This window comes from Mesorhizobium sp. WSM4904 (assembly GCF_029674545.1).
GTDB lineage: Bacteria > Pseudomonadota > Alphaproteobacteria > Rhizobiales > Rhizobiaceae > Mesorhizobium.
Window position 1 is genome coordinate 260,797 of record NZ_CP121354.1, and the last position, 15,152, is coordinate 275,948.

Sequence of the window (15,152 nt, forward strand, 5' to 3'; positions counted from 1 at the left end):
AGCCATCCTATGCCAGCGCCTCGGTCGCGAAGGCCCCGCGAACGGCGGTCAGGCCACGCAGCTTGTCGACGAAAGCCAGGCAATCGCTGCGGTCGTAGCTCCAGGTCCGCGGATTGCGGGCGAGCACGCGCGACTTCAGCTTGCCGAAGCGTTCCTGGCTCATCCGGCCGAGCGCGGTGTCGAGCCCTTCGGGCGTGGCTTCCGACAGAAGCACGCCGATGTCCTGCCGTTTGAGGAACCGGCCGGTTTCGGTGCTCGCCATCGAGATCGGCACGGCGCCGAAACGGCAGCCTTCGTAGAGGCGGTTGGGAAGCAGCCATTCGGAATTCTGGCCCTGCTCGAAGAAATCGATCGCCCAGGAGAAGTGCACCTCCCGGTAGATCGCCGCCATGTCCTCCGGATTGCGATAGGGACCGCGAAAGGAAAGCCAGGGCTCGGCTTCGACGAAGGCGTGAAAATCCGGGAATTCGGACAACGCCGGACGGCCTCTCAGCACCACTTCGAAGCGTCCGTTCTGCCGGCGGGTGAACTCGGCCAGGATATCCAGGGAGCGGCGACAGCGAAGCGCGCCGAACCAGCCGATGCGCCAGGGCGGCGCCGCCGAGCCGTCCTTCCCAAGCACATCGTCCACTGGCGGATCGTCGGCCGGCGCCGGCATGGTGTCGAAATATTTGTTCTCGATCAGCTCGACCGGTGCGGCGATTTGCCCGAACGGCTGGAAATAGTTGGCGATGAAGGCGGGAGAGCTGGTCACCAAAAGCTTCACATCGCGGGCGAGATGGCGTTCGACCCCGCGCAGCGTCTTGCCGACAAGGTCGTTGCGCAACACCAGCCGATGGATGTCCAGGCATTCGTAGACGATCGGCACAGCGGCGCCGAAAACCCGGTTGGCGCGGCGGGCAAGCGCCAGCATTTCGAGGTTGCGCGCGATGATCAGGTCGGGTCGCGCCACGGCGCCAAGCTTGGCGCCAATCGACACGGCAGCCTTGGCCACCGCGCCGATGCGCTGCGCGAATCGGCCATCGCGCGTCGGGCCGAGGTCGACCGGCTCGATACCTTCGATCTCGACGATCGGACTGGGGGTTCGGCGGAAACCCGCCAGGGTTATCCTGGCACCGCCTGCCCTGAGCATTTTGACCCTCCGGCGCACCGCCGGATCGGATACGTCATGCACAAGGTACAAGACATGCAGCATGAAACTCGACCGCAGTTGGGCCCGCCACCCAAGAGGATGCTAGTACAGCTTTTGCTGCATCGCAACATTTTTGGTGCAGCGTAGCAAAAAGGCGCAGCTCTTTTCGCGTCGCACAAATTTCCGGCAGATCAGCCCGCACCGTCGCAAAGCGGCACGACGCACGCGCGTCAGCGAGCGGCTCAAGGCGCAACTGGCGACCAGATTCTCGAACCCGAAACGACGCATGTTCAGGATATGCTAAATTATATGTTGCACTGCAATACAAAATGGTTTTTAAATTGTAACCGTAAGTAGGGCTTCAGAACTTGGCTTGGGGATTGCCGCCTGCATTTGATTTGCAGTGCGGAAGCGTAGAGTTGGGCTGACTCTGCGTTGCTGAAGCACTTTGCGAAGACTCCCCCAGCCGCCGGTTTGCACGGGTGGGGTTGTGGGATGAGTGAGTCTCTTCGCATTGCCGTTTACGACGACAAATATCCGACAAGCTTCGTTACACCGCGTTCTTCGAGACATACGATCTTGCGCAAGCGGTTCCTGCCGCTGAACTTCGTGTCGTCGAAACTGGAAGGCGTCACGCTGATCGAGCCCGATCGGTCCGTCGCCCTCGTACATGCGTTCAACCGGATACCGCTCAATTCCTCCAGATTTATCATCTCCTTCGAATCGCACCTGCCGCGCCAGTTCGCCCTGCGCAAGAAAGGTGCAATGGCGAAATATATGCGGTCGCGGATCGCCAGCCCCAGTTGCCGCCGGATCATCGCCCTGTCGCATTTTGCCCGCAGATGTTTTCTGGACCAACACGCCGACAACCCACATGTCGGCGTGCTGACGGACAAGCTTATGGTGCGCCATCCCAATGTCATCGTTCCCGCCGTCGAGGATGCGATGGTGGACAACGACGCGGAAGAACTCGTGCTGACGTTCGTCGGCGCCCATTTCGGCCGCAAGGGCGGATGCGTGGCGGTCAAGATCGCCCAAAAGGCGATCGAGCGAAACCTTCCCATCCGGGTGAACGTCATCTCGAGCCTGCAGGTCGGCGGTCCCATTTGGACCGACCCGACAAGTCCGGGATTCTTCGACCGCTATATCAGGCTGCTCGATCTGAAAAATGTCCACCACCATGGCGTGCTGCCCAATCATGCGGTGCGGCAATTGCTGCGCAATTCGCATTTCGGCATTCTTGCCACCTTCGGCGACACGTTCGGCTATTCGGCGCTGGAATCGATGTCGGAACACACGCCGGTCCTTGGAACGAGAGTTTGTGCCCTGCCGGAATTCCTCGAGGACGGCGTCAATGGGATTTCATTGCCGGTGAAGCTGAACGAAGTCGGCGATTGGTGGAATCCGGGATATGATTCTCGCGGCGACGCGGCTTACGCACGGTATTTCGGCGACGAGGTAGAACGCCTTGCAACCGAAGCCGTCGAGCGGCTGACGCCATATATCGGGCAGCCGAAGCTGATGGCGCCGCTCCGCCGCCAGGCCCGCGGAACGGCCGAGGTCATGTTTGGTTCGAAGCCGGCGGGCGAATTTCTCGATGGGCTTTATGGCCGCGTGGCGCTGGAGCGAACCACGGATCCGGCACGGCTTGATCCAGCGCTCGACATTTCCTCGCCTCAATCCCTGCCGGCTGATTTCGGCCTCCAGGACACGGACCCAACCCGGACCGCTTCGGCAGCTTGAATTTCAACAGGCGTCAAAAAGCAGATCGCGCGTAAAGCCGCGCCACGGCGCAATCGTCCTTGCCGAAGGCTCACAGTGTCAGATGTCTGCCGCCGGTCGGCGAATTGGCTAAAATTTGCTGCATTGCAACAATTTTGATGCGGCGTCGCAAAAATTGCCATATCTTTGTTGCACTGCTTGACGCTGGGGTGGGGCATTTCGGTGCTCGGCGACGGTCAGGTTCACGGACCCGAACTGCACAAAAGTCAGGAATCCTCGATTTGGAAGCCAATGCATTCGATCCGCCACAGGGCTCTCTTCGCAAATCGGTCGGGCGCGGCGCCGTCGTAACTGCCGTGGCGCAAGGCGTGCGCGTGGCGACGCAGATGGTTTCCGTCATCGTGCTGTCCCGCCTGCTGTCGCCGCAGGATTTCGGTGTCATCGCCATGTCAGCGCCAGTACTGGCCTTCATCGCGCTGTTCCAGGACTTTGGCCTCACCCAGGCGACGATCCAGAAGACCGGTATCCGGCATGAGGAGGTCAACTACCTCTTCTGGATCAACACCGCGGTGAGCGCGATCCTGGCCTGCGTGCTTGCGGCAGCGGCGCCGCTCGTCGCGGCCTTCTACGGTGAGCCTCGCGTCAGCGGCCTCGTCGCGGCGTTCGGCCTGCAGATCATGGCCTACGGGCTGGGCGCCCAGCACCTGGCGCTGCTGACGCGCCGCATGCAGTTCACGCGGCTGGCCGTCATCGATGTCATCAGCGCGGTCATTGGCCTTGTCGTGTCGATCGCCTGGACCTTCATCGACCGCTCCTACTGGGCGCTTTTCGCCGGCACGCTGACCGGCGCCATGCTGCCGACGCTTTGCTACTGGGGCTCCTCGCGCTGGCGTCCCGGGTTGCCGCGCAAGGTCGAGGGCATCGGCCAGTTGATCCATTTCGGCGCCGGCGTCACCGGGTTCAACTTCGCCAATTTCTTCGCCCGCAACCTCGACAATGTGCTGATCGGCAAATACTGGGGCGAGGCGCAGCTTGGCCTCTACGATCGCGCCTACAAGCTTTTGCTCTTCCCGCTCAGCCAGATCACCAATCCGCTGTCGAAGGTGATGGTGCCGGCGCTCTCGCGGCTGAAGGACGAGCCGGACCGCTACCGAAGCGCCTATCTGCGTGTGATGCCGCTGATCCTGCTTGTGGCGCTGCCCGGGGTCGCCTTTGCCACCGCCATGTCCGACACGCTCATTCCCTTCGTGCTCGGCGAGCAGTGGCGACAAAGTGCTTCGATCTTCCTGGCGTTGGGCTTCGCCGGGCTGCTGCAGCCGCTCAACAATCCCGCGGGTTGGCTGTTCGTCAGCCAGGGCCGCTCCGGCGATTTCATGCGCTGGGGCGTCGTCACGGCCGTGACCTCGGTGATGGCCTTCGCCATAGGCCTGCCCTACGGCGCGCTCGGCGTCGCCATCGCCTATGCGATCAGCGAATATCTGAGAACGCCCTTCCTGTGGCTCTACATTGGCAAGACCGGACCGCTGCGCGCCAGCCATGTGCTTCACGCGGCAGCGCCTTTCGTGATCGGCGGGCATGTGGCGCTGGCCCTGGTCTGGCTCGCCAAGCCGATGTTGCCGACCCAACCCGTTGTCGCGCTGGTATGCGGGACGGCGCTTTCCTATGCCGTCACTATCCTCATCTCGCTCGCTTTCGGTGCCGGCCGCGAAGCGCTTCGCGAGGCCTTGAAGTTGGTCCCCGCCCGAGGTTTTTCCCCGGCGCCCAGCCAGGCGAAATGACCTTGTTCGGCGACAGCGCCGACCACGATTCTGTCGTCGGCTGAAAGCCGGCAAAACTGCTGATTGAGGGTAAGGCTACGATGAATTACCGATCTATTTCGGACATGAACGACGCGATCCTGCGCAACCTGCACCGGCTGCCGCGCGACATCGACTTGGTGGTCGGTGTGCCGAGAAGCGGCATACTCGCCGCGACGCTTGTCAGCCTGACGGCGAACATCCCGATGACCGATCTCGACAGCTTCCTCTCCGGCAAGGTCTACACGTCGGGTGTCACCAAACGCCGTGCAGCGCTCGACCGGCAGCATTCCGAGATGCGCAAGATCCTGGTGATCGACGACAGCGTCAGCGGCGGCAACGCCATGCGCGACGCGCGCGGCAAGATCGCGGCCGCCGGCATCCAGGGCGATTTCGTCTTCGCCGCCGTGTTCGGCCTGCTGCCGCAGCACAAGGAAACCGACATCGTCTTCGAGGTCGTGCCGCATCCCCGGATGTTCCAGTGGAACTTCATGCACCACATTTTCCTCGAGCAGTGCTGCGTCGACATAGACGGCGTGCTCTGCCTCGATCCAACCGAGGAAGAAAACGACGATGGACCCGCTTACGAGAAATTCCTCACCGAGGCGCGGCCGCTGCTCGGGCCGACGCGCAAGATCGGCTGGCTGGTCACGAGCCGCCTGGAAAAATACCGCAAGCTGACCGAGGCGTGGCTTGCCAGGCATGAGATCAAATACGACCACCTGATCATGCTCGACCTGCCGAGCAAAGCCGAGCGACAGCGGCTCGGCGCGCATGGCAGCTTCAAGGCCGAGTTCTACCGCAAGTCGGAGGCCATCCTGTTCATTGAAAGCGAGCACGAACAGGCGCTCAAGATCGCCAAACTGTCGGGCAAGCCGGTGCTGTGCGTCGAAACCAACATAGTAAGCTTTCCCGACGCCCTCTCGCTGCCGGCGCTGGAGCAGGCCGCCCGCAACCTTCCAGCACGTCTCAGGCAGGTCAATTCGCATGGGGGGCGCAAGGCAGCCGCCAAGAAAATGGCACAGTTGCTGCTTGGCAAACGCGGTTATGAGACGCTCAAGAGCCGGATCAAGCGACCAGCATGAACACAGAAGCACACCCTGCACCCATTTGAAGATCGAAAGCTCAGTCCAATCGAAATGAACGACCCTCGATGAGCTACCGAATATCGGAGCTGTGGCCGGAGATCAGCCTATGGACCTCACACGCAGAGAATTGCTGACATCCCTTCTCGCTCCTGCGGCAATGCCGCTGGTTGCCGGACGCGCCATGGCGCAAACCGCCGATGAAGGCGCAAAGCCTACCCTCGCCCCGCTTCCGGATTGGTCGAAAGTCAAGCTCCAGCTCTGGAAATACGACAATCCGTTCGTTCCCTCGCAATGGAGCGAGCCCAAGCTCGGCGGCTATGACTGGAAGGCCGCAAACGTCAAGATCGTTGACGGGGCGCTTCAGCTGACCGTCAGCGAAAAGGCCTCCGCGCAAGTTATCGCGGGCGGCAAATCGGAGTCGGCGTCGGCGCGTTGGGAAGTGGATGTGACGCTGCCGACCATGAGGCCCGGGCTTGTCGCGGCTCCGCTGTGGACATTCAACGACAAGGCTCACGAAGAAATCGATTTCGAAATCGTGGGCACGAAAGGACTGCAACTCACCGTCTGGGCGAACGTCAACAATCAGCACAAGAGCGTGTGGGTCAAATGGGTCCAGCTTGGCGATCTCTCGGGCAAGCGGTACCGGCTCGGCATAGAATATGAAGCCGGCAAACGGGTGACCTTCCTCATCGATGGAGACGAGGCCGCCGTCGTGACGCCTGCCGATACGGCCGGCGGTGCGTTTCCGGACAAGCCGATGCGGCCTTATTTCGATCTGTGGGTCGCTGCCGGCGACGTGATGGACCCGCGCTGGGCCGGCAAATGGGAACCGATGGCGCCCGCCGACAAGCTGGTCATGACCATGCATGGCTACAGGCGCACCGACCTCGGTGCGTGAAGGCCGGCAGCCGCAAGCCGGGGGTTGCATCGGCGTGCCGCCGTTGACGGATGCGACAGCTTGGCTATGCCGCGCGGCGGGAACGTTGCTGCGCCGCCTTGTCGAGTAGTGAGAAGAAGATAGCGAACTGACGTTCCGGGTCGAGTTCCGCTCGCTCGGAGAAGGTGCGAGCCGCGGTCGAAAGCCGTTCATACTCCTGTTTGTCGTTCCACAGCCGCCTCACCGCCTCGACCCAGTCCGTGAGCGGCGCGTCATAATCCAGTACCACGCCGCCGGAACCGATCGCCTCCGGCAGGCCGCCGCGCCGCGAGCCGACGACCGGGATGCCACTGCAATGGGCTTCCGAAGCGACGCGGCCCCAGGCCTCTTCCCATTTGCTCGGCGCAAGCAGGATCCTGGTTCGGCCGTAAACCGTCTTCATGTCGTTCGTGCGGCTCTCCAGCTTGATGTTGGAATAGGGCGCGATAGCCTGTTCGACGCGGGCGCGATGGTCTTCGTCCAGCTTCCAACTCTCAACGAACAGGAACGGGATTTCCGGAGAGGCAGCCGCAATCTTCACCGCAAGATCGAAGCCTTTCTCTTCATAGGGGTTGATGAAGGTGACGAACTCGCCGGTCGTCGGCGTGCTGTAGAGGGCGGGACTGATCGTCGGCGGCAGGACCGCCGAATCGATGCCGAACTCCCGCTTGTAGGTGCGCGCCGTGAATTCGGAATTGGCAATGTAGTGCGCGGAATTCAGCTCACGAAGGTCGCCGCCCAATTCATGGAACTCCACATTCCTCAGATAGACGACCAGCGGCACACCCTCGGCCTGCAGCGCCTTGCCGAGCGGGACCGACTTGTGGCACTGCACCACCGCGACGTCCGGCTTCATCTTCTCGACGGCAAACCGGGCGGCTTCCCAGGGAAACCAGGCACGCACCACCGGGTAGCCGGGAAAGTTGTCGATGACCGCTGGCTGCCGCAGCAGTTTCATCTTGGCGCGCGCCCTGAAGCCGAAGAAGCCGTCTCCGAACAAGGCCGCGAGCACCGATGCCTCATGTCCGTGCTCGATCAACTGCTCTGCCAGGTGATGCGTGCTCGACTGGACGCCGCCGCTGAATTCGGGCGTGTATCCGTTGCCGCCTGCGAAAATCACTTTCATGGGCTCGGCTCCTTGTCACGTTTGTTTGGCCCGACGGCGTGTTTTGCCCGCCCCGCGACTTCAGACATTTTGCTGCTCGAGATTGGCGAAGGGATTGGTGCATGGATGCCAACCGGTGAAGCGGATCGGGTCGGCGGGCGAGCTGCGCCAGGCATAGTCGGTCAGCATGTGGAACTCGGCGATGACCCAGCGTTCGAAATTCCTGACATCCTGCTGCTTCTGCCCGGGCAGGAATTCGCGCGCCTTGTCGAGCCTCACCGTCTCCAAAAGCGTCACCGCATCCGCCAGCTTGTCGCTCGGGAATACCCACGGATTGCGGCTGCGGAATTCGAGCACGAACTGCTGCAGATGCTCGATGCGCATGTTGAGCGACCCGAAGTATCTTTCGAGCGTGACGCGGACCAGATCCTCATCCGAGAAGGACGATACCGCGGCAGCGGCGATGCCCGTTGAGGCGATGCCGCCGGCAACAACGGCCAGCGCGGTGCGTCGCGTGATCTTCATCGGCCCCTCCTTCATGCCAGCCGGGTCGCCGCCCGCAGCGAAAGGGCGGCGGCGGTCAGGCTTGGGTTGGCGCAGGAGCAGCTCGGATAGGTGCTGGTGCCGACAACGACCAGGTTCCGGAGCTGGTGGTGGATCATGTCGCGGTCGACCACCGAGTCGGCCGGGCCGGTGCCCATCCGCAAGGTGCCCTGCACATGCGATTCGGTCGGCCGTATGCCACGGTCGAAGATCTGTTCGACCGGCAGCGGCTTGAGCAGCGCCGGCAGCCGCTCGAGCGCCTTGGCCATGCCTTTGGTTGCGTAGTCCGACGCATCCTTGAAGCTGACGAAGGCATTCTCGTCCTTGTCGAGGATCACCCGGTTTTCCGGATCGAGCAGGTTTTCGGTGACGATGACCAGCGGCAGCACTTGCCGCAGCCGACCCTTCTCGGCACGCATGCCATGCTGCCAGCGGTTCTCGAAATAAACCAGCGCCGCCGCGTGCTCGGCGCGATGCGGGCCGTCATAGAGACCGAAATTCAGGCCGGTGGTGATGGTGCTGCCGTCGAAATTGTCGACGCCGTCGAGATAGACCTCGTAGTTCCAGCCGTAGGATTCGTGCAGGCCGAGCCCGACGAACTCGCCGCCAAGCCCGGAGCGCAGCATGATCGCCGGGCTCTGGATGGCATTGGCGCCGAGGATGACCAGGTCGCCGCTGACCGAATATTCCTTGCCGTTGCGCAGGAAAACGACCGAACGGACCGAACCGCCCGAATGGTCGAGCCGGCGCACCTCGGCGCCCAGGCACACCGACACGTCCGCGTGCTGGAAGACGTGCATCAAACCGTTGTTGACGGTGAACTTGGCGTCGACCGGACACAGCCAGCACCTGAGGTTGGCGCAGCATGAGGTGCGCTGCGCCGTCGCCACCCGGGCGCGGGCGGTCGGCATGACGAAATGCTGCTCAGGCTGCGCCGCCTTCATCATCCGGTCCGGCGTCGACATGCGGTGCGGCGGCTGCGGGAACGGCCGCGAGCGCGGCAGCATCCGCGCCATGTCGGGATCGCCCGAGATCGACATGACCTCCTCGGCGTCGCAATAGAACGGCTCGAGATCGTCATAGCTGATCGGCCAGTCGTTGCCGACGCCGTAGGTGCTCTTCAGCCTGAAGTCGTTGGGGTGGAAGCGCGGCGTCTGCGCGAACCAGCAGTTGGTGCCGCCGCCGAGGCCGATCGTGTAGTTCCATGGCTTGTCGGCATTGTCGGTCTTGTAGGTGCTCTCGTCGTCTATGTCGGTGTTGGCGTTCTGGTTGAGCTGCCATTCGTGCGTGTTGTGGCGGCCCCATTCGAGCACCAGGGCGCGGACTTTGCGCCGCTTCAAGAACTCATGCAGGAAGAAGGCTGAACCGAAACCGGAACCGATGACGACGAGATCGAAATGCTCGTTGGCGATTTGTTCGGGCTGAACATCCATCACCATCAGATCGAACCCTTTGCCGAAACGCGCACGATCATGATCGGCCTCCCCGTCATTGTCGGCCCCATTGTCGTTCGCCGGAGCCGATCGGCGGGAGGCTCACCGCAGCCGCCGTCATGCCGCCATCCTGCCGATCGAATGGTATTCGATGCCGTAGCGCGCGATGACCTTCGGATCGTAGAGGTTGCGGCCATCGAAGATGACCGGCGTGGTCAGCGCGTCCTTGAGCGCGTCGAAGGAGGGAGCCCTGAAGCTCTTCCACTCGGTGCAGATCAGAAGCGAGTCGGCGCCGCGCAGCGCCGCCTCCTTGGTGCCGCAAAGCAGGAGATCCTCGCGCAGGCCGTAGATGGCCTGGCATTCCTGCATCGCCTCCGGATCATAGGCTTGCACCTTGGCGCCGGCCGCCCACAGCGCCTCCATCAGCGTGCGCGACGGGGCCTCGCGCATATCGTCGGTATTCGGCTTGAAGGCTAGCCCCCAGACGGCGAAGGTCTTGCCCCTGAGGTTGCCCTGGAAATAGCGGTCGACCTTCTCGAACAGCACCGATTTCTGCGCGTTGTTGCGCTCCTCGACGGCGCGCAGCAGCTTGGCGTCGAACTTCACGCCCTCGGCGGTCTTGATCAGCGCGCGCACATCCTTGGGGAAGCAGGAGCCGCCATAGCCGAGGCCGGGATAGATGAAGTGGTAGCCGATGCGCGGATCGCTGCCGATGCCCTTGCGCACCTCTTCGATGTCGGCGCCCAACTGTTCGGCCAGATTGGCCATCTCGTTCATGAAGCTGATCTTGGTCGCTAGCATGCAGTTGGCCGCATATTTGGTGAACTCGGCGCTGCGCACGTCCATCACGATCATCTTTTCGTGGTTGCGGTTGAACGGCGCGTAAAGCTCGCGCATCACCGCCTCGGTGTCTTCGCTCGACGTGCCGACGATGATGCGATCGGGCTTCATGCAATCGGCGACGGCAGAACCCTCCTTGAGGAATTCAGGGTTCGAGGCGACATCGAAGCTCAGGTCCTCGCGCCCGCGCGCCTTTAGGGTCTCGGCGATCCTTGCCTTGATCTTCTCGCAGGTGCCGACCGGCACGGTCGATTTGCCGACGACGATCTTGGGCGCGTCCATCTCGCGGCCGATGGCCTCGGCGACGGCGAGCACATATTTCAGATCGGCCGAGCCGTCCTCGCCGGGCGGCGTGCCGACCGCGATCATCTGGATCTGGCCGTGTTTGACCGCCGCGGCCGCATCGGTGGTGAAGCGGATGCGGCCGGCGGCGTGGTTTTCCCTGACGAGGCTTTCCAGCCCGGGTTCGAAAATCGGGATGAAGCCCTGATTAAGCCGCTCCACCTTCGCTGCATCGATGTCGACGCACACCACCTCGTGCCCGACCTCCGCGAGCACCGCGGCCTGGACGAGACCGACATAGCCAATTCCAAACACCGTCAAGTTCATTCGGTTCTGTTCCTGTTTAAGGCCGGGCCGCAGAACGACCCGGCCAGTTCAGATGTGCCCAGGCCCTTTTGGGCCTGGATGTTGCGCATGATCTTATCCCAAAACCGGTCCGCCGTTTTTGGGGATCATGCCTAGTTGCTGTTACTTATGCTGCACGCCAGCGATTCCGGGAACTGGCACGGCTGGCCCAAGGCGGTGAAGGCGACGCGCTTGACCTCCATGGTCACCTTGCGGCCGGGATCGGCGAAGGCGCCCATCCAGTTGGTCAGCTTGTCGCTGCCCCACAGGCTGAAGAAGATCTTCTGCGGATTGGTCGGCAATTCGTCCGGATTGGTCACTTCGTTGACCAGCTTGCCGTTGACGTACCAGCGCAGCCGGTCCTTCTCCCAGACGAAGCCATAGTCGTTGAAGCCCTTGTCGGCGCCGCCCCCGACATCGACCAGCTTGCCGTTCTTCGGCTTGCCCTGGATATAGCTGTTCACCTGGACTTTTGACGGATCCTTGGTGAGCACCTCGAAGTCGATCTCGTCCCAGGGCTTTTTGTCCTGCGGCCCGATATAGGTGAAGAACGCGGCGTTGAGGCCCGAGCCGCTATCGGTCTTCATCCGCGCCTCGTAGACGCCATAGCCATAGCGCTGCTTGGTCTGGATCTCGGCGCAGGCGAACTCGCGATCCTTCAGCTTGCGTTTTTCGAAGCTCAGCGAAAGCACGCCGTCGGAAAGCCGAACCAGGTCCTTCGACCAGGTGCAGTTCTGGTGATTGCCATTGTTCCAGCCGTCGGAGACGAACCAGCGCGAACGGTCGAAGTTCGAGAAATTGTCGACAAAGGAGGGCGCGCTCTGCATGCCCTCGGCATGCGCCGGATGCGGGACGGCCGAGACTGCGGCTGCAACGGCGAGCAGCGCTCCTGCCAGGCTTGGCCAAGGACTGCGTGACCCATTCGAGCGCGGACGCGGCGTGCCGCAAGCTGCCGCGATGGACGTGTTGTTCGAATCTGCGTTCATGACAAACTCACCTTGTGTTGTCCGCCCCAACCCAAAGTCACTTCCCGCCCGCCTCAGCGAGCCGCTTCCGATCTTCCGCCCTTTGAACTCCTTTGGTCTCGTATCGATGATAGTGTCCGTGGATGCCTTCAGCCTCGTCCCGCGGCCTTCGCCAATCCGGTCGGCGCTTTGGTCTGCTGCGTGCCGTCGACAATCGCGTCGAGCGAATGACGCAGTTCCTTCATCAAGCCTTTCTGGCGCGTGAGCTCGGCGATGCGCCGCTCGTAGTTCAGGATCGCGCCGGTCATCGCGCTGACGTCCGACGACTTATCCGTCGACGCGGAGCCGTTCTCCATCGCCTCGACCAGGAAGGCCGCGTTGGTCGCCGTCGACCGATAGCGATTCTCCAGCCCGGTTTTCTCGGCCTCGATCTCGGCGCCGATCTGGTCGAACAGCTTCGCCAGACGGTCGAAACGCTGGAGATCGGTCTGCCGGTCGCGGGCCGGGTCCCTGGATCTGAAGCCAAAAATCGAAGCCATTCGATTGGCCTTTCGCAATTGCTGCACCGCAACATAGACTGCCATTCTCGGGGCAAGTAGGCAACCTCGTAGTTTCGGAAAGCGGATTTTTTTGGAAACGGCCCGACGCCGTTGCCGTCGTCCGATCATTCCTTCGCGGCACTTGTCGCCGACATCAGGAAGCGCATCGGCGGCACTTGCTGCTTTGCAGCAATGCCGGCGCGGCGGAACAACGCGTCCAGCTTGTCGGCGGCCACGCCGCGAACGATCGGGATCAGATTGGACTGGCTGGCGAAAGCGTAGGCGGCGGCCGATGCCAGGCCGCGCTCCGCCTTCACGTCGAGGAAATTGCGCAGCCGGTATTTGTCACGCACATGGCGCTCGTGGCGCCGCAAGGCGGCCTTCGAGGCTTCCGGCAAGTTGCCGAGCGCCAGCAGCGCCAGATCGGCATCGGCAAGCCGCTTCAGATCCTGCGTCCTGTGGCGCCCGCTCAGCGAATCGGCGCGAACGATGGCGCCATAGCCGCAAGATTTGATGATCTTGAAACGCGCTCCGCGCGCGACGGCGCGCGCATAGAGCTCGTAATCCTCGCCGAGCCGCAGGTTCTCGTCATAGCTCAACCCGTGCCGGTCGAGGAACGCCCTGCTGATCACCGGTTTGAGGAAGCCTAGCTCGCCGCGCAGCACGCGGCGGCGGGAAATGTTGCCTTCGACGAAGCGCTCGAAGTCGAGGAATTGCGGTTCGGGCGCAAAGGAAGGAGCCGCGACCTTGGTGGGATCGGCCGCCGCATCGTCCCTGATCAGCATGATATTGTCGGCCGCGAAATCCCAGTCGGCGCTGGCGAACAGCCGGCGAAAGCGGCCCTCGAGGAAGAAATCGTCGGCGTCGAGGATGCTGATGAAAGGCGAGGCGGAGGCCTTGATCGCGGCGTTGCGGGCGAAGGAGGGACCGCGGTTGACGTCGAGACGCATGATCGAGAGCCGGCCGCTGCCGTCATCGGCGGCGCGCGCCACATTCTGGGTGTCGTCGGTAGAGGCATCGTCGACCACGACGACTTCCGCCACCTCCGGCTCGCGCAGAGCCGAAGCGATGGCGACCGGTATGGTCCGCGCCGCGTTGCGGGCGGCGATGATGACGCAGACCCTGGGGGTCGTCACGGGCATGTTTCACCTTTCAATTGCGTGAGTGACAGCCCGCCCATGGCCCTGAATATGAAATCGGTCTTCATCCGTTGCTCCGCACCGGCGCGGCAACGGCCGGCCGCTCGAAGATGCGCCGGCTGAGATCGGCGGAGGCCGCCCAGCCGGCTTCGGCCAGATAGCGCACCGGCTCGCGGCCGCAGAGCTCCCATAGCACCGTCCGCCGCTGCGGCCAGCGCAACGACGACAGCCAGGGCGCGATCACCATGTGGAACAGGTCGGCATTGTCGATGCGCGCCAGGATCCGTGTGGCGCGATCCGAAAGCAGCGTGGCGGTGCCGCCAAGCAGGACATCGGCAGCGCGCAAACCAAGCAGCAGCGTATCGGCCAGACCTTGCTCGGCGGCATGGTCGAGCACCATCTTCTGCTCGGTTTCGCTCAACCGACTGGAAGCTGCCCTGACGTCGCAGACATAGCCGGCGCAAGGCTCGCGGTTGAAGAAGGCCTTGGCGACGCTGATGCAGGACAAGAGCAGCATGTCGGGCGCCGAAATCAAAGGCATGGCGGTTCCGGCAATCTCGATCTCGCGCTTGCGGCGCAGGAAGCCGTCTATGTCGCGCGGACTGGGCGAGCCAGGCTGCTGCAGCCGGTGGTGGAGATCGACCGTGGCGGCCCGAACCCCGTCGTCGCGGACCATGTGCTGCTCGCCGAGGAAGCGCACCCACCAGACCGAGCGCGACTTGCCCGCGACCTCGTAGCCGGCCGAGCGGAGGGCCTCGCGGGCGGCGAAGAAACCGGACGGCGAAACCAGTATGTCGACGTCGCCGGACGGCTTCATGAAATGATCACCATAGAGTAATTGCTGCTGCAGCGGCCCCTTCAGGAAGACGAAGTCGACCTGCCTGTCACGCAGCACCCGATGGATGGCGATCGAATCGCCGATGCAGGCGGCGTTCATCGACATGGTGCGCCGGCGATAGCCATCGAGCCATGCGAGCAATTCGGCAGGCGTCGCGGCGATCGCCCCGTGCGAGAGGGCCTTGAGCAAAAAGACCGCGACCTTGTTCAACCTCGCAATGTCGGCAACGTCGGCCACGGAGATTGCCGGAGCCGGCATGCCGCCATGGTCGGCGGCTCCCGCAGCCGGGTTGAAGAACAGCCGCAGACAGGCCTGCACATAGGCGACTTCGTCGGCGCAGCCGGACGCACGCAGCCTGTCGTAGGAAGCATCCTGCACGGCCATGCCCGATGTCGTTCTCCACAAAACCGCCCGCGGCGTTTATACCGCACCTGCGAAGAAAAGCATCGGCAAAAATCAGAACGGTTAT

General features: G+C 62.9%; 13 protein-coding genes. 4 read left to right on the plus strand and 9 right to left on the minus strand.

Annotated elements, in window-relative coordinates:
• Positions 1–7: 7 nt before the first annotated feature.
• Positions 8–1,195, minus strand: coding sequence for a glycosyl transferase family 1 (locus QAZ47_RS01215; RefSeq protein ID WP_278232218.1), 1,188 nt, complete (start codon positions 1,193–1,195; stop codon positions 8–10).
• Between the two features lie 372 nt (positions 1,196–1,567).
• Here QAZ47_RS01215 and QAZ47_RS01220 point away from each other — a divergent pair, with 372 nt between their 5' ends.
• The 4 genes from QAZ47_RS01220 to QAZ47_RS01235 all read left to right on the plus strand — a co-directional run bounded on the left by QAZ47_RS01220 (position 1,568) and on the right by QAZ47_RS01235 (position 6,636).
• On the plus strand, positions 1,568–2,875 hold the full coding sequence (locus QAZ47_RS01220; protein ID WP_278232219.1) for a glycosyltransferase family 4 protein: 1,308 nt from the start codon (positions 1,568–1,570) through the stop codon (positions 2,873–2,875).
• A gap of 260 nt (positions 2,876–3,135) precedes the next feature.
• Positions 3,136–4,632 (plus strand): lipopolysaccharide biosynthesis protein, encoded by a 1,497-nt coding sequence (locus QAZ47_RS01225; protein WP_278232220.1) that lies wholly within the window; start codon positions 3,136–3,138, stop codon positions 4,630–4,632.
• A gap of 80 nt (positions 4,633–4,712) precedes the next feature.
• Positions 4,713–5,735: a phosphoribosyltransferase gene (locus QAZ47_RS01230; RefSeq protein ID WP_278205149.1), complete on the plus strand. Its 1,023-nt coding sequence runs from the start codon at positions 4,713–4,715 to the stop codon at positions 5,733–5,735.
• A 109-nt stretch (positions 5,736–5,844) separates the two neighbouring features.
• Positions 5,845–6,636: a family 16 glycosylhydrolase gene (locus tag QAZ47_RS01235; RefSeq protein ID WP_278232221.1), complete on the plus strand. Its 792-nt coding sequence runs from the start codon at positions 5,845–5,847 to the stop codon at positions 6,634–6,636.
• A 64-nt stretch (positions 6,637–6,700) separates the two neighbouring features.
• Here QAZ47_RS01235 and QAZ47_RS01240 read toward each other — a convergent pair whose 3' ends face one another.
• The 8 genes from QAZ47_RS01240 to QAZ47_RS01275 form a co-directional block, all read right to left on the minus strand.
• Positions 6,701–7,780, minus strand: coding sequence for a glycosyltransferase (locus QAZ47_RS01240; RefSeq protein WP_278205151.1), 1,080 nt, complete (start codon positions 7,778–7,780; stop codon positions 6,701–6,703).
• Between the two features lie 60 nt (positions 7,781–7,840).
• Entirely contained in the window at positions 7,841–8,284 is a 444-nt protein-coding gene (locus QAZ47_RS01245) for a hypothetical protein (protein WP_278232222.1), read from the minus strand.
• 11 nt (positions 8,285–8,295) lie between these two features.
• Positions 8,296–9,741, minus strand: coding sequence for a GMC family oxidoreductase (locus tag QAZ47_RS01250; RefSeq protein WP_278232223.1), 1,446 nt, complete (start codon positions 9,739–9,741; stop codon positions 8,296–8,298).
• Positions 9,742–9,852: 111 nt separating this feature from the next.
• Positions 9,853–11,184, minus strand: coding sequence for a UDP-glucose/GDP-mannose dehydrogenase family protein (locus tag QAZ47_RS01255; RefSeq protein ID WP_278232224.1), 1,332 nt, complete (start codon positions 11,182–11,184; stop codon positions 9,853–9,855).
• Between the two features lie 131 nt (positions 11,185–11,315).
• Complete coding sequence (locus QAZ47_RS01260) at positions 11,316–12,188, minus strand: glycoside hydrolase family 16 protein (protein ID WP_278232225.1); 873 nt, start codon at positions 12,186–12,188, stop codon at positions 11,316–11,318.
• Between the two features lie 128 nt (positions 12,189–12,316).
• Entirely contained in the window at positions 12,317–12,706 is a 390-nt protein-coding gene (locus QAZ47_RS01265) for a hypothetical protein (RefSeq protein WP_278232226.1), read from the minus strand.
• A 125-nt stretch (positions 12,707–12,831) separates the two neighbouring features.
• Positions 12,832–13,848 carry a glycosyltransferase family 2 protein gene (locus tag QAZ47_RS01270; RefSeq protein ID WP_278232227.1) on the minus strand — a complete coding sequence of 339 codons (1,017 nt, stop codon included), beginning with the start codon at positions 13,846–13,848 and terminating at the stop codon, positions 12,832–12,834.
• Positions 13,849–13,909: 61 nt separating this feature from the next.
• Positions 13,910–15,067: a nucleotidyltransferase family protein gene (locus tag QAZ47_RS01275; RefSeq protein WP_278232228.1), complete on the minus strand. Its 1,158-nt coding sequence runs from the start codon at positions 15,065–15,067 to the stop codon at positions 13,910–13,912.
• Positions 15,068–15,152 lie beyond the last annotated feature (85 nt).